2 protein-coding genes (1 of these 2 only partly in view) are annotated in these 25837 nt (G+C 46.5%); both read right to left on the bottom strand.

Annotated features, from left to right (window positions below; all coding sequences use genetic code 11):
• Nucleotides 1-34 precede the first annotated feature (34 nt).
• Nucleotides 35-12823: a polyketide synthase PksM gene (gene pksM, locus MHB62_RS09135; RefSeq protein ID WP_032721577.1), complete on the bottom strand. Its 12789-nt coding sequence runs from the start codon at nt 12821-12823 to the stop codon at nt 35-37.
• A gap of 15 nt (nt 12824-12838) precedes the next feature.
• A protein-coding gene (gene pksL, locus MHB62_RS09130) for a polyketide synthase PksL (protein ID WP_080287605.1) crosses the window boundary here: on the bottom strand, nt 12839-25837 show its 3' portion. The gene runs 618 nt beyond the window's last position; 12999 of the gene's 13617 nt are visible here — the last part of the coding sequence; its start codon lies off the right edge, out of view; the stop codon is at nt 12839-12841.

Here is a 25837-nt window from a genome sequence, read left to right as displayed (position 1 = left end):
TAATTCTCCTGATCTGAAGGCATCGAGAATTTCTTTATGATTCATACGATTTACTCCCTTCTATGATGTTTTGCACACTCTTAAAATCCAATTTCCCTAGCGCCACCTCTTGCATTAATCCGATGATTTGCTCGTCTGTATACGTGTCCTTTATTTGATGTGCTGCTGCGCTATGATTTTGTTTTTCCGCTTTTAAGGCCAAATGGTCAGATAGAGCTTGGACTGTCTGACATTCAAGGATTTCCCGACCGGCCATCTTCAGCTGCGTGGTTTTTTCGATATGCCGCATCAATTTTCGGCCAAGAATTGAATCCATCCCATAATCCAGGAAGTTTCTTTTGAAATTGATTCGCTCCTCAGATATGCCCAATTCTCGTGCTAAAAATTGAACAATGATCTTTTGAATGTGGGTTTTGCCATTCGGCTCGTCAATCTCTGTTTTCATATCTTGTGAATGCTGTTTAACGGCCTTTGATTGCTGAGTGCCTGACGAAATCCAATACCGCTCCCTTGCAAATGGATAACCAGGTAAAGAAACCATCCGAACGTGATCGCCATCATGAAGGAGTTCCCAAGGAATCTGATATCCTTTCACCCAGCATTCCGCGATGTTTTCCAAATTTCTTTCTTTTGCGAGAGCTTGCAGAACTGCTTCATCTTGTTCTTCTAAAATCCCTTCTGTATATCCTGTATAAAGGGATCTCTGTTGGCCTGATACCCCACCATTCTTCATTGCTTCCACATATTCCTTCAATTTTCGCACCAATTGCTTCTGATTGTTTGCAACGATCGCGAGCCTTGCTTCCATGGCTTTTCTCCCAACCTGAAGCGTATATGCCACATCAGGTAAAGAAAGGTTATGATTCTGCTCCAGATACGCAATCATGCGGCAGGCAGCATCCTGAAGCCGATCGTCATTTTGGGCTGAAAGCACGATGACCTGCGGTGACCCTTGATGCCGCTGTGTGGACGGCTGATCATCCGGAATGTATTCTTCAATGACTGCATGTGCATTGGTGCCGCTGATTCCAGTCGTGCTGATCGTTCCCATCCTCGGCTTCTGATTTTTCCTGATCCACGAACGGTTTTCTTTGCAAAGCACAAATGGGCTTTCTTTAAACGGAATATACGGGTTTTCCGATTCACAGTGATGAGTGGCCGGAATGATCTGGTTTTTCATAGCCATCAGCATACTGATTAAAGCAACCGTTCCTGACGCTGCAAATGTATGTCCGATTAAAGGTTTAATTGAGCTGATCATACAGAATTGCTTCTGCTTCGTATATTTGCTGAACACGCTCGTTAACGCTTGGACCTCAAGCGGATCACCAAGATTCGAGCCGGTACTGTGCGCCATCACATATTGAATATCGAGCGGATTGATTTCATTTTTTTCATAAATGTTTTCGATCAATTCTGCTTGGCTAAAAGGATTTGGCGCAGTAATGCCGTTGGTTTTGCCATCGTAATTCACGCCGCTGGCTTTGATGCAGCCATAAATATGATCTTTATCTTCAATTGCCTTTGATAATGGTTTCAAGAGAACAGCAGCCACCGCTTCACCTGGCACAAGACCATTGGCATCCTGGTCAAACACTTTGCATTGTCCGTTCGGAGACAGCATTTCGGCCCTTGTCAGCGCCTCAAAAGACATGTGAGAAATATTCAAGCTGACGCCGCCCGCTAAAGCCATTTCACAATCCCCCTGACGCAGAGCTGCACATGCCTGGTGAATCGCCACCAGTCCAGATGAACATGCTGCTGTCAAAGCCATATTAGGCCCTTTTAAATCCAATGCGTATGCGATTCTCGCAGACAATGTGGCGTTTTGTGTTCCGTTAATGTAATCCGAATCTCCGGTTAGGTGCGCATATTCCCCTTCTTCCACACCTACATAAACACCGCAGGATTTTCCTTTTATCCGATCTCCCATATAGCCGGCGTCTTCAAACGTGTGCCATGCTTCCTCTAGAAAAATGCGCTGGCGCGGATCCATGCTTTCGGCTTCTTTAGGCGATATTTGAAAAAACAGCGGATCAAACCGGTCTATGTCCTTCAAAAATGCACCCCACCTTGGCACTGCTTTTTCTGGATCTCTGTTAGCTCTCCCCCAGTCCCGGCGTTCGCCCGGGATGTCAGAGATACACGATTTACCGTTTTTCAGATTATCCCACAGCTCATGGACCGAATCAGCTTGAGGGAACCTGCCGCTCATGCCGATAATGGCAATAGGCTCATCGTGAACCTGCCGAATGCTTTTTTTACTGGCTTCTGGTTCTAAAGCTACAGGAATTGCTGCATAAGCTTCAGGGGACTTTTGCGCCTCTGATGCATCATCCCGGTAAAATGCTTCAATCAGCTCTTTATGATCGGTTAAGAAAAAGCCGATCAATTCTTGTAAAGTCGAATAGCCGAAAAATAAAGCCGGTGTCACTTCGATGTTGAAATGCTTTGATAACACGTTCGAGAATTTAGCCAAGTAGATTGAATCAAATCCGAAGTCGGCCCAATTTTTGTTCAAATTCAGCTTGTCCTTTGAAATCTTAAGCAATGTGTGAATATGCTCTTTCAAGTCGTGTTCTAAACGCTTTTCAACGCTTAATGTTTTTACCTCATCCTTGTTTTCTTGTGCTAGAGGGGCTTGAGTGGCCGGTTCTGGAATAGCTGGTTCAGTCATTCCTAAAAATCGGCTGACACGGCTGGGCTGACCGGCTATGACGAGATGCTGAGCATCCTGCTGAGCTAGGATGTGCTCAAACATATGGATGCCTTCCTCGGCTTCTAGGAAGCGTTGGCCGCTTGATTTCAGGTACATATCCGTTGTTTCCTCATCACCGATCTTCATTCCGCCATCCTTCCATACAGGCCAGTTGATGACAAACGTTTTACCGTTATGCAGCTCATTTCTGTATTGTGCGTAAGCCATCTGAAACCTGTTGCCAATCGCATAATCACAACATCCAAAATCCCCTAAAACCGCAGAAGAAGAAGAAAAATAACACATAAAATCAAGGACTTCATTTTTAAGCCATTCATCAAGCGCTATCGTGCCGTTGATTTTCGGTTCAATGATGCGCTGGAAGCTTTCGATCTTTTTGTCAAAAATAGCAGAGTCGCTTTCGATTCCGGCTGCATGAATGACACCGTTGATGGCACCGAATCGGTCTTTCCCTCTTTTTACGCAGTCTCCCATTGCGATAGGATCAGACACATCGGCTTCTGCATACATCGCTTCGCCGCCTAGATCATTTAATTCTTTTATTTGCTTTTGCTTCTCATCATTAAAAGGCGACCGCCCTGTCAAAATCAGGTTTGCGGCATAGTTTTTGGCCAAATGCTTGGCAAATAAATAACCAAGCCCTCCTACACCGCCTGTAATCAGGTAAGTACCGCCAGACTTCAATTTGCTGTCGTCCGGTTGTATCGTTGTCTGTTCAATGTGATTTACATATCGTTTCGCATTCTGATACAAAACCGTTTGTTCAGTTGAAGCCTGTAATTCTGCCCATATATTACGTGTCCAATCATCCATCGATCCTTGTTCCGCCGGCTGAAAGATTCCAGTCACTTTTGTGTGCGGAAGGACAAGCCCGAGTGAACGTTCGAAGCCAATCCATGATTCCAGATAGCTTCTGTCAAGACCATCTTCAAAACATCCTGCCAGCAGCAGCCGTGAAGGATGAAGCTTTGCTGCGGACATACCTTGTAATAGGTAAACAATACAGGAATGGTCCTTTATACAGCGCTTGTCTTCCATAGGCCACATATAGAGGAATGCTTCTGGCTCTCCAAGTTCTTCTTTAATGCTTTGGAAGGCCTTTTCAAAAGTAACGGGTTCTTGCCGCACAACCTGGTAGCTATATTCAGACTGTTTGCTGTACACTTCGCCCTGTGATATAAAAATGACCTTGGTGTCTTGATCAACGTTTTTCAGGACTGAAGCAAATGCGTTTTGCTTTTCTCTTTCAGTCAGAAAACAGATGAGCGTTTTGATACGTTTCGATGTGAGAGTCGCCGGCTCTTCTTTCCACACTTCTTGAAAAGTCATAACCTTGAAAGGTTCTTCTGTTTGCTGATCATGATCCTGTTCTATAGACGCCGGAGCCTTTGCCGCGCCTGGTGCCCAGTAACGTTCTTTTGCAAATGGATATGCCGGAAGACTGATCCGGACAGGCGTTTGGGTGCCGTACAGCATGCCCCAGTCGAAAGACAAGCCTTTCACCCAAAGATCCAGCAGTTTCGTGTATTTCCCTTTGCTTATCCATGCTTCTATGATTTTTTCCGTATCCTCATCCGCTGATAAGACTGCTAACGCTTTTTTGTTATCATCGATGCGATCCAGATACAGGCTGTCTGCTTTGTTTTCGATAAAATCGTTCAGCTTTCTCTCAAGATCCTCTAGTGATTCCGCTATAAAGGCCAGCCGTTCCTCCATTGCTTCACGGCCTGTTTGCAAGGTATAGGCAATCCTGATCAGGTCTGTTTCGCGGTACCTTTTTTGTTTGATGGCTGTAAGCAGCTGTTCCGCTTTTTCTTGCAAGCGTTCCATGTTTTTGGCCGACAGCACAATCAGCGCTGGAGGATGGTCTTTCGGCGTTTGCGCCCCCGTCCTTGGAATATATTCTTCCAGGATGATATGGGCATTGGACCCTCCGGCGCCAAAACTGCTCAAGCCAGCGCGCCTAGGCACCTCTTGCCCGCCAATCACCGGGCGTTTCCATTCACCAAGTTGCTGCTGAACGACAAATGGCGTATGGCTGAACTCGATGTTCGGATTCAACCGCTGAGCATGCAATGATGGTGCAATTTGGCCATATTTAAACTGAAAAAGTATTTTTGTCAGCCCTGCAATTCCGGCTGCACTTTCACAATGACCGATATTTGATTTGCTGGAGCCGATCGCACAAAACTGTTTCTCCTGCGTATCTTTCTCAAATGCTTTTGTTAACCCCGCTATCTCAATCGGATCTCCTAATGCAGTGCCTGTTCCATGCGCCTCTAAATAACTGATGGTTCGGGCAGGAATGTCGGCGCGCTCCATTGCTTCTTTAATTACCTGTGCCTGTACATGAGGATTTGGAACCGTGTATCCATTTGCTTTTCCTCCGCTATTAATGGCACTTGCCTTTATCACACCGTAAATATGGTCACCGTCTGCTATTGCTTGCTGCAGCGGCTTTAACACAATGGCGCCTACGCCTTCACCGTCGACAAATCCATCTGCATCATCGCCGAATGATTTACATGTATCACTAGCGGAGAGCATATTCATGACAGATAAATTCTGATAGTGAACCGGGTCGACAACTAAATTGACACCGCCGGCAATGGCACAATCACTCGATCCGCTATAAATGCTTTCCAGCGCTAAATGAATCGCTGTCAGGGAGGATGAGCAGGCTGTATCGACTGCAAGACTCGGACCTTGGAAATTCAGTAAATAGGATATTCTGTTGGCGATAGACCAATAGCCGTAGCCGGTCGAATAATTTTTGTTCATGACTCCGGCAAAGACGCCGATTTTTCTGCTTGAACAGAGCGAGTCAGGCGTGTATCCCGCGTCTTCAATACTTGCATAAGCGGTTTGCAGAAATAATCGCTCCTGAGGGTCCATTCTTTCTGCCTCAAGCGGAGAAATCTGAAAGAATAATGGGTCAAACTTGTCCATATCCTTGATAAATCCGCCCCATTTCGTATAAATTGATCCTTCTTTTCCTTTTTCTTTATCGTAATAAGCTTTCCAATCCCAGCGATCTTTCGGAATTTCCTCAATACAATTTCTTCCTTCTTTTAGGTTGTTCCAAAAGTCTTCTGCTGTTTCCGCCTGAGGATAGCGTCCAGAAATGCCGATAATGGCAACGTCACGGCTTGCAAGAGTGTTAGTCGGTGTTTCTTTCTCCCCGCTGAAGCCAAGCTTGCGATAGCGCCGTGTTCTTTTAGCGGCCTGATCAGGTTTCTGTGAGGATTGGGTTCTGCTTTCGGCCGGTGTCTGTTGTTGAACTTGACGGTCAAGACCTGTTAATTTCATCAGCGCTTCTGTTTTTGTTTTGATGAAATGATCCACTAATGCGTCAATGGTCTGGTACTCGAAAAATAAAGTGCTGCTTACATGGTCAAATTCTTTACGCAATGTATTTGTCAGCTGGACAACGACGATAGAATCAATCCCGTACTTTTCAAGCGGTTCAGATGACTCAATTTTGCTTGCAGGAATTTTCAACGTTTCCCCGATTAGTTTTTTCATATATTCTGTGCTTTTTTCTCTTAGGAGAGCATGTTTTGATTGTCCAGCTTCCTCTGAATCTATGGTATGAATGTAGGCTGGCTCCTGATTAGACGCTTGTAAAACAACCTTCTCCGGCAAGATCACATTTTTCATCATACGGCGAACCAGCCCGTTGCTTGAGGCTGCGACGATTTGGTGACTCAGATCATGTGCCGCCTCGGCCGGGAAAAAGACAGATTCAAAGCCTTCGCTTTCAAGTGCCGCTTTCCAGCTGTCAGGATGTAAGCCTGGACAGCCGGGAATCCGCACTGCAGGATCTTCATACAGCCACCAGCCTTCCAAAAGACCAAAGGTGATGTGAGGGAACAGGCTGTTTCCCGCCATTTCATTCAGCAGCAGCATTCCGTTGTTTTTCATTACCGCTTTTGTATGCCGCAGTGTTTGACGGATATTTTTTGTTGCGTGAAGGACATTAGCGGCAATGACGACATCATAGCCTCCCGCTTCAAATTCCTGCTGGTCAATCGGTTTTTCCACATCAAAAAGCTGATATGTCAGGTACGGATTTTCCGCCCCATATTCCTTTTCTGCATGCAGCAAAAATGCTTTAGACAGATCTGTATAGCAATATTCATTGATGTGCTTTTGATATGGTTTCAGTTTTTCAAAGATTCCGGCACTCGTGCCGCCTGTGCCTGCGCCTATTTCCATAATGCGAATCGATGCCTCAGGGTCGTGCTTCAGACGTTCATCCAGATAAGCTAATAATGTATCGGCAAGCACTTTATTAAAATAGTCTGCCACTTGGTTATGCTTATAAATGCCTTCCACCAGTTCCATCGAGGAATGCGGGAACATGATATCTGTTGCAGGGACTTTCCCTGTCAAAATATCCGGTAATGCTTTCAGCATGGCCTCTGCTAATACAACCATCGCCTTTGTCTCGCTGTCTTTAAGCCACTTTTCTTTTTTCGCATTCCATTCTTGCCAAAGCAGCTCGATATCCTCTGCTTGGTCCTTCCTCACCAATGAATCTCCAACTTTCTTAAGATAGCCATGCTGCAAGAGAAATTCGCTGCTTTGCCGAATCCATTTTCCATAAAATTCACGAGTCTTATATTGTTGAAGACGTTCAACCGATAATGTATAACCTTCAAACAGCCCGGCCGTTTGCAGCTGTCCTAACAACAGCCTGTAAAGAAGATCATCAAGCTCTTCATGTGTCACTCTTTGAAATCGTGCCGTAGTCGGCAGACGCTCCATCAGGCTCTCTGCATCTGCTGAAGGTTGCTCTGGATAAAGAGTGATGAATTCATTCTGATTCACGCCTTCGACTGCTACAGGCTTTGTCGTATGAATGAAAGCTGTTTGGCTGACTGGCCCAGAAAGCAGGGCTTCCAGCGCCTTCATAGCCTCCTCAGGCTCAATTAAACCTAAGCCGATTTGATTCATGAGCTGTACATAATGTTCATCCTCAGCCGCTTCACTATTCCCCCAATATCCCCAGTTCATGACTTTTACAGGGCATGCCCAGCTCTGAGAAAGCTGGTGAGCAAAAGCATCTGCAAATGTACAGCCAGAGGCATAATGGCTTTGCTTCACATTTTTGATATGGGCTACAAGCGAAGAGAAGAATAAAACAAAATCTACATTCTCCTGACGGAACACTTGGGCCATCCGCATACTGACATCGATCTTCGCCGCCAGTCCAGCGGTGAATTCTTCCGGCTTCATTTTTTCCAGGCTTTGCTCAAATAAAACCATCGCAGAGTGAACAATCCCGTGAATATGAGGATGACGTTTTTTCACTTGATCATAAGCCTGCTGCAATGAATGCTTATCGGCTGCATCGGCTGCAATGTAGAAAGGCTCAGGGCCAAGCGCCGAAAGTCGGTCTATTTTTGACTGGATGGCAGCATTAAGTTGACTTCGCCCAATCCAAACGATTTGCGCCTGGTAGCGGCGGATCATGTACTCACTCCACGCCTCTCCGATATACCCGGCTCCTCCGATGACCACATAGACTCCGCCTTTCCGATATAGCGTGTCGCCTGACAGTGAGGACCGATATGGGATCAATTGCTGCTGATGCCATTGCTGATTACGATAGGCCCAAGCATGGCCAAGGCGGTCAGCTGGGAGCGCAAACATGTGATTTACCGGCCATGTGCAGCCTTTTTCAAGATCGAGAAGACGGATTTTCCAGTGTGGATATTCCTTTGCCATTGTGCCGGCAAGCCCATGAATGCTTGCATGAGCGGGTTGTACTGCCTCATGTTGCGTAACCGGCTGCGCTTGGACGGTCACAAGAGACCATTCAAGTTGTTTCTCGCCATAGCCTAATTGCAGGCATGCTTTCACAAGCTTAAATAAGTGAAGAACAGCTTCTTCTTGTCCATCACTACCTATACTTCCCCGGTGTGACGGGGCAATCCACAATACATGGTCAATGCTTCCGTACGCTTGCAGTTTGTCCGCTATTGCCTCAATGTCATCTGCAGGGCGGATATCGACAAAGGAAATTTGCGGATAATGATGCTTTATGAAAGTCCGATCAGCTTCAGCAGCTCCGCATAAAACAGCTCTTTTACCAGCAAACGAAGCATTATCCTCCGCTTCTAGAGAGACTGGTTCCCAGACGGGAATCATCACCGTATGCCCGGTCAGCTGAGAATCAGTTAATAGTTGCGGCTTTGAATGCTGCTCTCCATCAAGTGCCCGCATCGAGGCACCCTTCATTCGCACACAAACACGTCCGTTCTCATCACATAAATCAATGTCATACTTTCTGACTTTGTTCTCCGCTTTACTGTCTGAACTGTATCGAATATAAGACCATATCTTCTCTGGACATGGGCTGAAAATATCAACCTCCTGTAACGCAAATGGAAGAGACAGCGTCTGAGCTTGTCCAGCGGCATTGACTGAGCTAACGATAAAACCGACTGTGGCATGGAACGCGGAATCCATCAAACTCGGGTGGAGCGCAAAATGCTGCTTGTCGTTTTTTAGAAAAGCGGGTAACGAGATTTTTGCAAGCAATTGATCTTTGCCGACATAGACTTTTTCAATCCCTTGATAGCCCTCGCCATAGTCAAGCCCAATCTTTCGAAACGCTGCATAGCATTGTTCTGACGTCACTGTGTCCAGGCTGCATTCTGTCTGTATTGATGAAAGGTTTAAAATGGAAGTCTCCGCTTCATCTGAAATGACAGCGCGACCTTGGCAGTGTATCGTCAGGGCTTCTTCTTTATGTTCAGAGCTGCTATAAATATCAAAGGAAATGTCCCCGTTATCCTCAGGAAAAAGGCCAATATGTATTTCTTTTGGTTCACTTTCTATCGTGATAGGACGCACCCACACAATGTCTTTAAGCGACACCACTCTTTGTTCGCCGTCCAGATCGCCTGCAGCTTTTTCCGCTGCTTCCCTTGCCATTTCTAAATAGGCAACGCCCGGCAAAATTTTCTGTCCCTGTACAACATGATCTGACAGGAAAAATTCCGTGCCTGTAAATACAGAGCTAAAGCGCTGCTCAGTAAAGTCTGATGTATTGCGGTGCACCAGCGGATGTAAGATATGATTCACAGTGCTGGTTTTCATTTCAGGAACCGAGATCCAGTAGCGCTCCCTTGCAAACGGATAGGTCGGAACACTGATCTTAAGCGGCTTGCGATCGCCGTATAGGTCGTCCCAGGTGACCCGCTTTCCTTGAACCCATGCTTTCGCCATTTCCATCATTTCACTGTCTCTTATCAAATTGTTATTCAGCGCATTTACCGATGCTAGCCCAGCCGCCTCCTGATTCTCCTTGGCTCGTCCGGTCCAGCAGCCCTCGATCTCTTCTTCGCCATTGGCAAACGCCCGAAGTTTAGCCGTTAAATCTTTTATGTCTTTTACAATGAAGGCCGCACGCTCCTCCATTTCAACCCGTCCTGCCTGCATGGTATAAGCTAACGCTAAAAGATTGACGTCCTCGCTAAGAAAATCAAGAAGTTTAAGAGCGTAAGCCTGCAGACGATCTTTGTTTCTCGCAGACAAAGGTATCACTATTTCTTCATTTTTCGTTAAAATCGTCTCTGAATGGCTCTCTGCCGGAATATATTCTTCCAAAATAAGATGCGCATTTGATCCTGAAGCGCCAAACGAACTTAAACCGGCACGGCGGGGATATGTGACGTCCACCCCGTTTTCTGTAAAAGATGGCTGCTCCCATTCCTTTGTTTCATGCTGGACAAAAAATGGGGTTTGATCAAGCTTCAAATAAGGATTCAGCTCTTCTGAATGTAATGACGGCACCAAGGTTTTATGATGCAGCTGCAGGACAGTCTTCGTTAAGCCGCTAATGCCGGCTGCAGCTTCAGCATGGCCAATATTTGATTTCACAGAACCGATTGAACAGAATTGCTTGTCCTGCGTATTGCGGCTGAAAGCTTTTACTAACCCCTGTACTTCAATCGGATCTCCCAATGAGGTGCCAGTGCCATGGGCTTCAACATAGCTGATGGTGCGCGGATCAATTCCTGTTTTTTCTAGACATGCTTCGATTACATCAGCTTGAGCTACCGGGCTCGGTACTGTAATTCCGCTTACTTTTCCTACATGATTTATCGCACTGCCTTTGATGACAGCATAGATTCGGTCACCGTCCTGTTCAGCTTTTCGCAGCGGTTTTAGCAATACTGTGCCGACACCTTCTCCAGATACGTAGCCATCCCCGCCTTTGCCGAAAGTATGGCAATAGCCGTCACTTGAGTGCATCCCTACACTGCCATAGCTGATATATTTAGCCGGATGCAGTGACAAATTGACGCCTCCGGCAAGCGCGGCCTCGCATTCTCCATTCCGGATGCTCTCTATTGCCAGATGAACCGCAGTTAATGAGGAAGAGCAGACCGTGTCCACCGCCATGCTTGGGCCGTGGAAATTACAATAGTAAGAGACCCTGTTGGCGATTTGCGCATAATTCAGCGATAAAGGAAATGGATTGTGTTCTGATAGAGCTTCAGCTCCTATAAGAGAATAGTCCTTATGCATAACGCCGGCAAACACACCGACATGCTGTCTTTTATTTTCTCCCTGCGGTGAAGCAATTGTCTCTGGTGTATAACCCGCATCTTCAATAGCTTCCCAGCACGTCTCTAAAAATAAGCGTTCCTGAGGGTCCATCATTTCCGCTTCACGCGGAGAGATTCTGAAAAATTGAGGATCAAAGCAATCAGCCTCCTCGATAAAGCCGCCCCATTTCGAGAGCGGCTTGCCTGCAGGTGAATCCAGTCCATCGCTTTCTTTCCATTCCCAGCGTGAGTTTGGAATCTCTGTGATGCAGTCGGTACCCGCTTTAAGCTGTTCCCAAAATTCCTGTATATTTTTCGCCTTAGGATAGCGTCCCGCCATTCCGATAATGGCTATGTCCTCCCCGATCTCTGGTGAAGAGGTAACACCATCAATTGGTGAAGGAGATTGGCGGACAGCATCGTCCGCCTCTCCAATTGAATAGTGATCAGCAAGATGAGCAGCTAGTTCTGCAATTGTTGTAAATTCAAACAGCAGTGTCGGAGCAAGATCCGCCCCAACCTTATCTCCAATTTCCTGAACCACGGTAAGCAATGACGAAGAATCCAGACCAAGCTCATAGTACCCAGCGTGGATATCCATTTGTTCTGCCGGCCTTTCAAGCTGCTTAGCAAGCAGCTGACGCAAATACATTTCAAATGCGGGATAGTCCCGACTGATGTTCTGAGAGACAGCAGCTCTTTCTTCTTGAATTTCTTTTGCAGAATGAAAGGCTGACATATTCCGTACAGACTTGCCTGCAAATTGTTTCAGCTCGGCCACTTTTTGTCCTGCTGAATTAAAATATTCAATCGTCATATAAGTGAGTTCTTTCTTTTGGCGCACAGATGAGGAGAGGATCCGTGCTGTACATCCTTTTTGCAATCGTTCTGAAGCAGAAAACGATTCATAATACAATGGCAGGTACATCGTTTGATCTGAGATCAGGCAGCTTGAACCTATGCCGCTGCCGTCAATAAGCGTCGGATGAAACAGAAAAGCATCAGAATGACGCAATGCTTCCTGTCCGACTGCTAAATCAATTACAGCCCCCTCTTTGGCTTCATAAATCTGTCCTTCCGCCTTCATCATGCCGGTATGCACTAACTCTTGAGATCGGCATTGTTCATAGATTTCATCTAAATTCAGAATCCTGTCAGCTGTACTTTTCCACTGATTAAGGTCTATTGATTCGGCAAAAGCGGTTTGCTCTTTACGATGCATGTCAGCAGTCACATATTGTCTCTTGTCAGATAGTGATTCTCCATGCTGTTTTTGTCCGTCGATGATGATGGACCATGTCCCTTCCTTTCTTTCAGACACGTGAATGGTCAGGGCAATGTCATATGACTCATCTGCGATCAAAGGGTAAAAAATGGTTAGGTTTTTTAATTCAAGCTCTTGGTATGCATAACCATGTTCCTGGAATACTTGGTAGATTAAATCTATATAAGCAAGGCCGGGTAATAACGCTTGTCCATATACCTTGTGGTTGGACATGATTGGATTATTTAATGAAATGTGCAGTTGTTCAGTTATCATTTTCCCACTCCTCTCTTATTTGAAAGTTTTCCAAAACATATCTTTAGAAGCCCCTGTGTCTGAATGCACTTTTTTCTGCACGTTTTGAGCTGATGGTTTGATTAAAACGGGCTGCCTATTTAATTCCGGCAAAGGCAGAGGTTTTCTTCTAATTGGACGCTCAGCCGAGTCTCTCCAACCTTCTATAATGAGATGGGCGTTCGTTCCGCCATCTGCAAAACAATTAATTGCCGCAGCCGGCGTTGTCTCCTTCCACTCGGCTTGCGATCTGCTGAAATACAAATCTGTTTTTTCTATATCAAAATACGGCATATTTTCATTACCTGACAGGAACGGAACCAATTGTCTATGCTTCAGCATTAAAGCTACTTTAATCAGGCTCGCAATTCCCTCTGCACATAATGGATGGCCGATGTTAGGTTTCACCGATCCCAGCCCTAACGGAGCCTTTGATTCAGAACGGTAAATGGACTGGATTGCCTTTAATTCAAGTAAATCTGTTACTGCCGACCCCGATCCGTTCGCTTCGAGATAGCTGATCTCTTCAGTCTTTTTGCCGCTTTTTTCAAGCGCTGACAGCATGACGTCCTTTTGTGCCTCGAGATTCGGAGATGATGGGCCTGCCGTTCTTCCGTCATTATTAATCGCAGCGGCTTTAATGACTGCATATATGGAATCTCCGTCTTCAACCGCTTGGTTGACGGTTTTGACGAGAACCATGCCCACGCCTTCTCCTAAAATGACACCGTCTGCCCGCTTATCAAAAATATGGAATGACGGTTTGTCACATAAAAGTCCGCGCTCATGAAACATTCGATGCGCATCAGCATCAAGCAAACTGACGCCGCCTACAACCGCTGCCTCAATATCTCCGCTTCGCAGAGCCTGAATGGCCATATTCAGCCCCACCAGTGCAGAGGAACAAGCGGTATCCAGGACAATACTCGGTCCCTTCAAGTCAAAAAATTGTGAGATGTTAGCCGCTAAATAGTTTTGTCCACCAGCGACTATCGGATTTTTTGCTTTTGAAAGACTGGCCGGATCAGGCTTGTGCTGGCTGCGGCCTCCTATATAAACACCAGCCCTCATGCCTTTCACTTCTTTCTCTGTATAACCCGCGTGATACCATAGCTTCAAGCTTTCCTCCAATACAGCCAAAGCTTGAGGGTCCATCGCTCTGACATCGCTTTCGGACATCATGAAGAAATCATGATCAAATCGGTTCATTTCATCAATGAGGCCCGCGTAATTCGAGCTGGAGTTCCCGAATCGTTCAGGCGGAACAGGCGCAATCGCAGACCGTCCATCACGTATTAAATCCCAGTATTCCTCTAGGGTTTCTGCTCCCGGGAACCTGCAACTAAGACCGATGATAGCGATGTCCTCAGCAAGAAGTGCCGTTTTTTCATGGCTTATCTGTTGCGGCCGCTGTTCTGGCACCAGCTTCTGTTTCATTGCTGATTGCGGCTTGAGAGGTGTCTGTTTCTCAGGAACAGATGGCTGTAAAACAGCTGATATGTCATATTTCGAAATGAGCCAGTGTGCAAAGGATTCTATTGTCGGGTATTCAAACAAGATTGACGGATCAATATCTCCATTTAATTGTTGGTTCATCTGCTGTACCAGCTGGGCCAATATAATCGAGTCGATTCCGTATTCTTGGAAAGGTTCATCCGTTTCAAAGTCTTCTGCAGCTATTTTCAGTTCATCTGAAAAAAGAGTTACGAGCCAGTCGACTGTTTCAGGGAACAGGTTGCGAGTGCTGGTTTGCTCTTTCGTCTCAGGATGCGAGAGAGCTTCGACAGGCAATGACGGCTGCATCAGCTTATCCGGCTTCCAAACGTTTGTATCTGGTACTGCCGGCAGCACGACAGCATACTGTCTGTCTGATAGAATCTGGTCAAGCAGCTGTAATCCCTCGTCGTTTGTCAAACTGATCAATCCAGTTTGTTCTAAAGCTTTGCTTCGAACCTCGCCTAAACCGGTCTCCTTCCAGTTAGGCCACTGAATGCTTACAATGGGACATTTATCTTGATGAGCCTCCGCAAAATAATCCATAAAAGCATTTGCCATCGCGTAATCAGCTTGTCCTGCTGCTAGTGCAGGGATGGCCGCTGATACTGATGAAAACAAGGTGAAAAACGCCAATGGTTCATCTTGAAGCAGGTCAAACAACGTTTGCAGACCTTCGACTTTCGGTTCAAGCACCTGTCCGATCTCTTCTAGTGATTTTCTGATAAAAGCCGGGTTTTGTTTGTTCACCATCCCGGCACAATAGATGACTCCGCCAATCGCCCCCATTGTTTCGTGTATTGTCTTCAGGCTCTGTTCGACAGCAACCCTGTCTGTGAGATCCAGAGACAGCACCTGAACTTGCGCACCCATGTCTTCTAGCTCTTGAACGGCTTTTATTTTCTCGGCAAGCGAGGAAATTTTTACCGAATTCCACTGGTCACGCGGCGGAAGCTCTTCACGGCCGATAAGGACCAGCCGCTTAACGCCGTATGTTTTCACAAAATGCCGCGCACACAGCAAGCCGAGACCTCTTGTCCCGCCTGTAATAAGCAGGACTTTGTCTGTTGAAAACGATACTTGCTTATGACTTAGAGCGGCTTCTGCTGGCTGCTCTGTCAAATATGCGCGATATCGCTGTCCGTTTCGATAACAGACTTCTGATTCTGTGCTCTTGGCATAATATTCAACTGCAATCAGTCTGGCCAGCTCCTCATGAGAGGCTTCGCATTCCATATCTGCATGTCTTGAAGTAAGATGGCTGTACTCACTTTGAAGCATGCGGTATAAACCGGCCCGTGAAGCACCAGACAAAAGAACACCCTCATTTGCGTAGGCCTCCAGCCCCTTTGTTACACCCAAGACCGTCAAATGATGCTTGCTTGCACGTCCTTGCTCGATCAGCTTTTGGAGCCAGTTTATCCAGCCCATAGAATGCTCATGGCTCGTTCCGCACCCGATCAGATCGATTGCTCCAGCAACGTGTTCATAGTCAGCAGCAGATACCCGATCCAGCTCTTGGCTGTCAAATATACGGTATGTCGAGAAATACGCCGAAAGCTCTTCCGCTAATGCCATTGTCTCCTCATTTGCCAAAATGGCGACGGTTTGATTCGTCATTTCTGCCGGTTCAATCGGACAAGGCTGCCACTGTTTACGCAGAAAGCAGCGCTTTGGCATCAGTTCGAATTGAGGCATTGCTGTAGCAATGGTTTCGGGTTCGCCTTCTTGAGTTGGCAGCCAGTAATACTCTTCCGCGAACGGATAAGCAGGCAGGCTGATTCGGCGAGGCGTGTATTCCCCATAAAGCTTGTTCCAATCTATCTGCAGCCCTTTCACCCATAGCTCTGCTACTTTCTCCAGCCTTTTTTTCTCTATCCATGTTTGCAGCAATGCTTTGGCATCATGATCCGTTTCAAACAGCTTGATTTCGCTCTTCTTCGTTTTCACGTGAGCAGCAAATATGCTGCCGTTCGGCATTTCAGCCAAATAATCATCTAAAGCTTTGATCAGCATTTCTCTCGAATCCGCCAAAAACGCCATGCGATAATCCATTGCTTCCCGGCCCGTCTGAAGTGTGTATGCCATATCCTCCAGATCGATATCTTCATTGGAAGTTACGAAATCTTTCATTGCTTCCGCATAGGCCTTCAATTGCTTCTCTTTTTTCGCTGAGAGTACAAATAATGCTGAGCGGTGCTGCTTTGTTAATCGATCGTTCCTCTTTTCAGGCTGATATTCCTCTATCACAATATGGGCATTCGTTCCGCTATATCCGAAGGAGCTCACACATGCTCTCCGCGGTTTTCCATCAGCCGTTTCCCAAGGCTTAAGCTCCGTATTTACGTATAAAGGAGAATGCTCAAATTCAAAATGCTCATTCGGTGTCGTGAAGTTCAATGTCGGCACAAGTGTTTTATGATTCATGCACAATAACACTTTTTGAACCCCGGCTACTCCTGCCGCCGCGGATGTATGGCCAATATTGCTTTTGACGGAACCGATTGCGCAAAACTGCTTTTTGTCTGTTTTTTCTTGAAATACGGTGGACAGAGCTTCTAATTCAATTGGATCGCCTTGTTTTGTTCCTGTGCCGTGCATCTCGACATAACTGATACTCTCAGGATGTATGCCGTATGTTTCATATATGTCTCTTTCCAGATCCATTTGGCTTTTCGCACTCGGTGCCGTGATTCCGTTTGTTTTCCCGTCCTGATTAATACCCGAGCCAATGATGATGCCATAAATATGGTCACGGTCCGCTTCCGCATCTTTCAGCCTTTTCAATACCAGCGCACCCGCACCCTCGCCGGGCACAAAACCATTCGCGCCATTGTCAAATGCTTTACATTGTCCATCAGGTGAAAGCATGCCGGCCTCACACATACTCATGTAAGATTCCGGCGTCAGGTATAAGCTGACCCCGCCGACCAGCGCCATATCAATTTCTTTGTTTATAAGTGCCTGGCGCGCTAAATGAGTGCCGACCAATGAAGATGAACATGCGGTATCAATAGGAATCGCTGGCCCTTTTAAATTTAGAAAATACGGAATACGCGCCGCTGCGATCGCAAAGCTGTTTCCGGTGGCATTTGCTCTTGACTGCCGATTCAGCATGACCCCGTATTCATTGCTCATAATGCCGAGATATACACCGCATTTTTTCTCATTTAAAGTTCGGGCGTTGTACCCAGCGTCCTCAAAGGCTTTATAGCCTTCCTGCAAAAAGATTCGATGCTGCGGGTCCATCAGTTCAGCTTCTGACGGCGGAATATTAAAAAACAACGGATCAAAATGTTCAATATCATCAAGCATCCCCATTGATTTGCAATAGACTTTCCCTTTTTTGTTGAGGACAGGATCATAGTATTTGTCAACATCCCACCGTGATGTTGGAATGTCCCGAATGGCATTTCTCGCATGAACCAGGTTATCCCAGTACTCTCTTACATTACGAGCGCCCGGGTATCTTCCCGACATCCCGACAATCGCTATCGCATCCTCCGGGCGGTCTTGAAGAACAGGAACCGTTTTCTTCTCATGTTCTTTCTTTATTGGATGTTGAACAGGCTGTAGTGGCCGTTCTGCCGGCTTTGGATGAGATGATGCTGCTGGCTTTTGCTGGGCTGCTTCGAAAGAGTCAGTATGCTCTATCTTTCTATCAAGATGAGTTCCAAGCTCGGACTTTAGCATTTCGGCAAAATCACGTATCGTTGGATAATCATATACTCTGGTTACCGTAAAAGACGTTCCGTATTGCTTGTTCACCGCTTTTATCCATTCGAGTCCGGTAATCGAGTCCATTCCGATATCTATGAACGCTTCGTCAATATCCACCTCGTATGGCTCCATGTATAACACGTCTGCTATGCTTTCCCTCAAGTTTTCATGCAGCGTTTCAATTGCTACAGTATATTGTCTTGATGCAGATATTTCTGCCGCTGCATATTGAATCGTTTCTTCAGCTTCCTCTTGCACTGGCTGATGATGTTCTAACGGCTGCAGAGATATATTAGCCGGTTTAGCAGCAGGTACCGCTGTTTTTTGTCTGATCGGCGTGTACGTCTCCGTTTGTTTTTTCTCCCCAGCTTGTGTGCTTAACTCGTGTGCTAAGTAAACAGCGAAATCACGTGTTGTCGGATAATCATATACCTTTGTGACATTTAGTGATGTGCCATACTGTTTATTTATTGCTTTTATCCATTCGAGCCCGGTAATCGAGTCCATACCGATATCTATGAATGCTTCGTCTGGATCAATCTCGTTTTGGTCCATGTACAGCACTTCCGCTAAGCCCGCTGTCAGTTCATCGCACAAGGCTTCCGCCGTGATCGTCTCTGTTTCTGTATCTGATGGAACACGCTCTAAACGATCCTGATTGGTCATTAAAGGCTGTAACGTAATATTGGCAGGCTTGCTGCTGGCTTCTCTGGTTACAGACGGCTTTGGAAGGACAGGCTGTACCGGAACGAATGGCTCCTCCGTTCTTTTTTCCTCAGCCATTGCATGTACGTCTATCCAATAGCGATCTCTTGCGAAAGGATAGACAGGTAAACTGATGCGCCGCGGTTTTTGATTCTGATATAGCGTGCTCCAGTCGATTCGCAAACCTCTTACCCACAGGTCTAAAACCTTCGCATATTTTCCTTTTTGCAGCCATGCCTCAATTGTTTTTGACATATCCTCATCAGCAGCAAAAGCAGCAATGGCCTCTTTGTTGCGCTTTACTTGTCCGCGATAGACATATTCACGATTTTCTGTTCCGGAGATACATTCATTCAGCTTTTCTTCAAGCTCCCGCATCGATTCCGCAACGAACGCCAGCCGTTCGTTCATCGCTTCCCGTCCGACTTGCAGTGTATAGGCAATTCGGTGTAAATCTGCTTCAGCATATGTTTGTTCACGAATGGCATGCAGCAATCGCTCCGCGCGTTTCTGAAGTCTTTCCTCATTTTTTGCTGAGAGCACAATGACAGCCGGCTGTTTCCTCGCTGGTAAACGCTCCTCCACAGGTTCCGGAGCATACTCTTCTATTAAAATATGGGCGTTCACACCTCCGGCACCAAATGAAGAGACTCCTGCGATTCTCGGTAATTCGATGTCTTTGCCATTGACACTGATGATCGGCCTCTTCCACTCTTCTAGCTCTTGCTGTACTTTAAACGGCGAGTTAAGGAAATCAATATTCGGGTTCAGCACGTTTGAATGCAGGGAAGGCGCAAGCTGCCTGTATTTCATTTGGAGCAATACCTTCGTTACTCCTGCGATACCTGCCGCACTCTCACAGTGCCCGATATTTGATTTGGCTGACCCTATTGCACAAAATTGTTTGTCATCGGTTTCTTGCGTAAACACTTTGGACAGCCCTGTGATTTCAATAGGATCACCGAGAGAGGTTCCCGTGCCGTGGGCTTCGATGTAACTGACTGTCCGCGGATCAACCTTCGCTTCCACAAACGCCTTTTTGATGACATCTGCTTGGGCATTCGGATTGGGAATTGAGTACCCGTTTGTTTTTCCCCCGTGGTTGATGGCTGTCCCCTTAATGATTCCATAAATGTGATCACCATCTTCAACTGCTTTAGACAATGGCTTCAAAAGCACTGCTCCAACGCCTTCCCCCGGCACATAGCCGTCTCCGCCCTGTCCGAAGCTTTCACATCGGCCTTTGCTGGACATAAATTTGTTCTGCCCGAGCATCAAATATTTATTTGGATGGATTGACACATTCACGCCGCCCGCGAATGCCGCCTCACACTCTCCGCGCTGCAGGCTTTGGCAGGCCAAGTGGATAGCCGTTAAAGAAGAAGAACACATGGTGTCTAAAGCAATACTCGGTCCGTGAAAATCAAAATAATAAGATACCCGGTTCGCGATGGATGATGGATTTCCCGTTAAAGCCAGAGACCTTCCCCGCACCTGCTCTTGTGCCCCGTACAGCTGATATTCTTCGTACATGACACCGACGTAAACACCGACGCTTCCGCCAAGCTCAGCATCACGCTTACGGCCGAGGTGCTCTCTTGTATAGCCTGCGTCTTCCATCGTTTCATACACGCACTGCAAAAATAAACGCTCTTGCGGGTCCATTAATTTTGCCTCACGCGGCGATATATGGAAAAACTGCGGATCAAACTTGTCTACATCCTTCAAGAAGCCTCCCCACTTGCTGTAGGTTTTTCCAGGCTTGTCTTTATCTTCATCATAATAAAGACTGTGATCCCAGCGGTCTGCAGGAATTTCAGTAATACAGTCTCGACCGTCTCTCAGGTTTTCCCACAATTCATCAATGTTGTCTGCCTGTGGATAGCGACCTGAGATACCGATGATCGCGATTTCTTCCGTTTCCTTCTCTCTTAACTGCTTCTGCTCTTTATCTCGCAAAGGAAGAAATCCAGACTTTCTTAGGGTAACTGGGATTTCTTGTTTTTCAGGTTCTGATTTTCTTTCAACAGAAGGTTTTCCTGTTTCAATTCCCAAGATGTCCAGCAGTTTTTCTCTGCGGGAACCAATAAAATACCGTGTTAATGAGCGAATATCCTGATATTCAAAGAACAACGTCTTGGACAAAGAACCGAATACTTTTTCTAATTGACCCGTTACATGCATGATCATGATAGAATCGATCCCGTAATCCTCGAGAGGAGCTTCAGCATCAATCTGGCCGGCTGGCAGCTTAATCACCGAAGAAAGCACCTGTTTAAAATAGTTCTCCGCTTTTTCTCTTAGTATCTCTTCATCAATTTCCCCGATCATGTCTGCTTTTTCTGCCTCCTGATTGAGACTGCTTTTTTTGATATCGTGAGATTGGCCTTTGCCATGTCCCGTTTCATGTAAAAATGCACGAATCCGATCAGTAACACCGGAAGCAACTAACACTTGCGGCTTTCCTGACGTCCAGCCATGATATAGCGCCTGAATCCCACGATCTGTTTCCATGGCCACCATGCCTGTTTCTCTTTTCAGCATCCTTGCAGTTTCCGCATCAATTTGCATGCCCCCGTCTTTCCACAGCGGCCAGCACACTGAAAGAGTTTTTCCGTAACGCTTGTGCAGCTCTGCTTGGCCATTGCGATATTCGCTGAATGCATTCATAAATGCATTGGCCATTGCGTAATCAGCCTGTCCCGCGCTTCCTACTGCTCCGGCACCTGAGGAAAAAAGGATAAAGAAATCGAGCGGAATATCTTTCGTTGCTTCGTCAAGGTGAATCAGTCCTGCTACCTTTGGAGCAAGAACGGTTTGAACCTCTTCTTTCTTTTTCTTTATAATGAAATTATCTTTTATTAAACCGGCGCTGTGAATGATGCCATCTAAGTCTCCATAAACGTTTTGGGTTTCTTTTAATAAGGCATCAACCGTTTGTTTGTCAGCCAGATCAGCTTGTCTGTAAATCGCTTGGATGCCAAGTTTCTGTAAGGCTTTAAGCTTCTTCTTCTTCCTTTCATCAAGCGGAGAGCGTCCTGTCAGGATCACAACCGCATCATTCGTTTGGTTTGCAATTTCAGTTGCAAAGATGAATCCAAGACCGCCCGCACCGCCTGTGATCAGATACACGCCTTTATCCTTCCATGGCATGTCAGCACTTAGGTGCTCACCAGACACTTCTTTCCACTTGCTTACAAATCGCTTCCCTTGCCAGTGGCGGATATGCGTGTCACGCGGATAGCGTCTGTTTTCCTCCAATATTTCGAATAGGTCACCAGCTGACATCCCGGTCTCTATTTCGATCAACTGTCCTGTCAGTTTTGGATTTTCCAGTTCAGCCGTTTTGAGCAATCCAGTTAAGCCGCTTAATAGCTGAGGCTCGTCCAACGCAGGCACCGCCACTTGAATGAATGTATGTCCCCCTGTTTTTGAGTGCATTAGCTGTTTGATTTCTTCAAATAACTGTATGGCATAACCTTCAAACCGTTCATCAATTGTCTCTGTATCATGCTGCAGAACTGTACAGTCAAGATGATTTTGGAGGCTTTCCATTTGTTCTCCAACATCACAGACAACGACTTTATGCGTGTCGTACTCTATGAGCTCTTGCCTCTCTGCAGCACGTTCTTCCCAAATATGTTCGAACAGTAGCGTGTCAGTCGCTTCAGAAGGACCTTCTTGACCTGTTTCTAACACTCTTGCAGAATAGCCCGTCAATCGCACGCAAACCTGCCCCTCTTCATTGCATAAATCGATATCAAGCTTCTGCATACGATCCCCAGCTGTACTACCCTCGCTATATGTGATCCGCGCCCACATAGATGCCTCGCAGCCTTTGAAGATTTGGACATCCTGTATGGCAAAAGGCAGCATTGCCTTTCTGTCTTCTAAACTCGTAGCTCCTCCCAGCCTCAAACCGATAGATGCTTGAAATGCCGAATCTATCATGCTCGGATGCAGAATATAACAGTCTTTTGTATCAGAGATTACAGGAGGCATCGTCAATTTCACTAGAACTCCGTTTTCGCCGGCATATAGGCTGTCGATCGCTCTGTGGCTGTCACCATAATGAATACCCATTTCTGTATAAGCCTCGTAGCAATCAAAAGGTGACAGCGTCCGGCCATTATAGCTTGCCTTCAATTCTTCAATGTTGATAACCGGATTTTCACCAGCCTCACAAAGCACTGCACTCCCTTGCCCATATACAATCGGCGACTCCTCTGCGCTTTCATGGTCCCGGCAGATTTCAAATGTAATCTCACCATTCTCCCCAGGATATAGACGTACATCTATATCTTTCTGCTGTTCTGTGACGGCGAACGGCCGGACCCAGACGATATTCCGGAGCCGGAATCCTGTCGGGAACTGATCCGCAGCTGCCCTTTCCACAGCTGCCCGAGCCATCTCCAATAAAGCTGCGCCAGGTAAAACGTGTTCGCCCTTTATGACATGATCCTTCAAGAAAAATTCACGCCCTGTAAACGCTGAACGGAAGCGGACACCCGATATGTCGGACACATTTTGATGCAGAAGAGGATGCAGGATGTGCCGCTCCTGTTTTGAACGATCAGTCTTTTTCTCCGCTTTCGGCACCCAATAACGCACCCTCTCAAATGGGTAAGTCGGCAGGCTGATCCGCTTTGGTTTGCTTCCCTCGTAAAGCAGCTTCCAGTCAACACCAGATCCGTTCGCCCACTGCTCCGCAATTTGATCGAGTTTTCTTTGCTCCAGCAATTTATGTACCGATTCGGCGGGACCCGATGGTTCGCTTCCTCTTGACACGCGGCCCTTCCAGCAATGCTGAATGGTTTTTCGTCCTTCTATAAAAGCCTTCAATTGGTCGCTTAATTCTTGAATTCCGGATGCTAAGAAAGTAACTCGTTCTTCCATCGGTTCACGGCCTACCTGCAATGTATACGCCAAATCTCTAATCTGAATCCCATCATGAAGAAAATCCAAGAGACGTTTTGCATATACACGGAGACGTTCTTGATTACGGGCAGAAAGCGGAATAACTGCGGATATGTCAGAATCTGAGGACAAAGAAACGTCCTGCTCCGCTGTTTGAGGAATATATTCCTCAAGGATAATATGTGCGTTTGAACCAGTTGCTCCGAAGGAACTGATACCCGCCCGCCGCGGATAAGGGACCTCTTCCCCATTCTCCTTGATAACAGGCTGCTTCCACGTTTCTGTTTCATGCTGTACATAAAATGGAGACTTTTCAAAATCAACGTACGGATTCAGTTCTTCCGAATGCAAAGAAGGCACAAGTTTTTGATGGTGAAGCTGAAGGGCAACCTTGCTTAAACCGCTGATCCCCGCGGCGGATTCGGCGTGCCCAATGTTCGACTTTACAGAACCGATTGAACAAAACTGCCGATCCTGCGTATATTGGCGGAACGCTTTCACTAATCCCTGTATTTCGATCGGATCTCCTAAGGACGTGCCGGTTCCATGGGCTTCCACATAACTGATCGTCCGCGGGTCGATTCCCGTTTTCTCCAAGCATGTCTCAATCAGATCAGCTTGAGAAACAGGGCTCGGCACTGAAATGCCGCTTACAGTGCCCACATGATTCACAGCACTTCCTTTAATAACCGCATAAATGCGATCTCCGTCTTCCTCCGCCTGGCGCAAAGGCTTTAATAAAACCGCGCCTATACCCTCGGCCGGCACATAACCGTCCCCATCCTTTCCAAACGTACGGCAGTGTCCGTCAGTGGAAAACATATCCCAGACCCCGTATGTCATATATTTATTCGGGTGCAAAGACAGGTTCACTCCGCCTGCTAACGCAACATCGCACTCACCGTGACGTATGCTTTCCAACGCCAAGTGCACTGCGGTCAAAGAGGATGAACATACCGTATCGACAGCCATACTCGGACCGTGGAAATTACAAAAGTAAGAAACACGGTTGGCGATTTGCGCATAGTTGAGCGAAAGAGGAAACACATTTTCTGCTGATGCTTCTTCAGCTCCGACTAATGTATAATCCTTGTGCATGACACCGGCAAAAACTCCTACATGCTGCCTTTTATTTCGTCCTTTAGGCTTGGCCAACGTCTTTGGTGTATAGCCCGCATCCTCAATCGTTTCCCAGCATGTTTCTAAAAACAGCCGCTCTTGAGGGTCCATTGTCTCCGCTTCTCTTGGCGTGATTCTGAAAAATTGAGGATCGAAGCAGTCGGGGTCATCAATAAATCCTCCCCATTTGGAAATGTCCTTACCCGAAGGAGATGTGATTCCTTCAAGTCGCTGCCAATCCCAGCGCGACTCAGGAATCTCGCTAACACAGTCCTTTCCCTCTTTCAGATTGTTCCAAAATTCATGAATATTGGCTGCCTTCGGATACCTGCCCGCCAAGCCGATAATCGCAATATCGCCTGCTGCCTCAATAGGTGCAGGACGAGAAGCTTCAACAGTCTTACGGTCGTTTATGCTGTCGGAAACGCGTGCTCTTTCATTCTGGCCAAGGGAGCCAGCGGCACTAAAATGCTCAGCATATTCCTCGGCAAGAAACGCTGACAGCTCCGCTATGGTGGTATGCTCAAACAGAAGAGTCGGCGAAAGGCTCTCACCGATCTTATCACTGATCGTTTCTACCACCTCAAGCAAGCCCGATGAATTCAGTCCCATTTGGTAATAACCGACCTGTTTTTCAACTTGTTCTACCGGCTTATTGATTTTCTCTGCGATTAATTGACTTACGAACTGTTCAGCCCCGCTATAGGAATTAACGGGAGAAGATACCATGTCAGCAGGTTTCTCACGCTCAGCAGTGTCCGCTCTTGTCATCTGTGTCTCCTGTGCATCTTGATGTTTTCCGCTAATCAGCTCCGCTTCTCGCACCAATTTGCTTGTAAAGTTTTTCAACTCAGCCACTTTTTCTCCCGACGCATTAAAAAATTCAAGTGTTACATAAATCAGCTCTTTTTCCCGCCGGACGGAGGAGCGCTTAATTCTCGTCATACAATCCGACTGCAAAAGTGCAGAAGCGGAAAAGGATTCATAGAACAGAGGCAAATACAGCCTCTGTTCTCCTTTAAGCAAAGATGTGAGCAAATG

Source organism: Bacillus sp. FSL K6-0255 (assembly GCF_045040725.1).
GTDB lineage: Bacteria > Bacillota > Bacilli > Bacillales > Bacillaceae > Bacillus > Bacillus subtilis.
Note: the sequence above shows the minus strand (reverse complement) of the source record. Positions and strands in the feature narration are given on the sequence as shown.

Coding starts and splice junctions, on each gene's coding strand:
- pksM (WP_032721577.1), bottom strand. CDS start 12,823: ATGATAACTGAACAACTGCACATTTCATTAAATAATCCAATCATGTCC.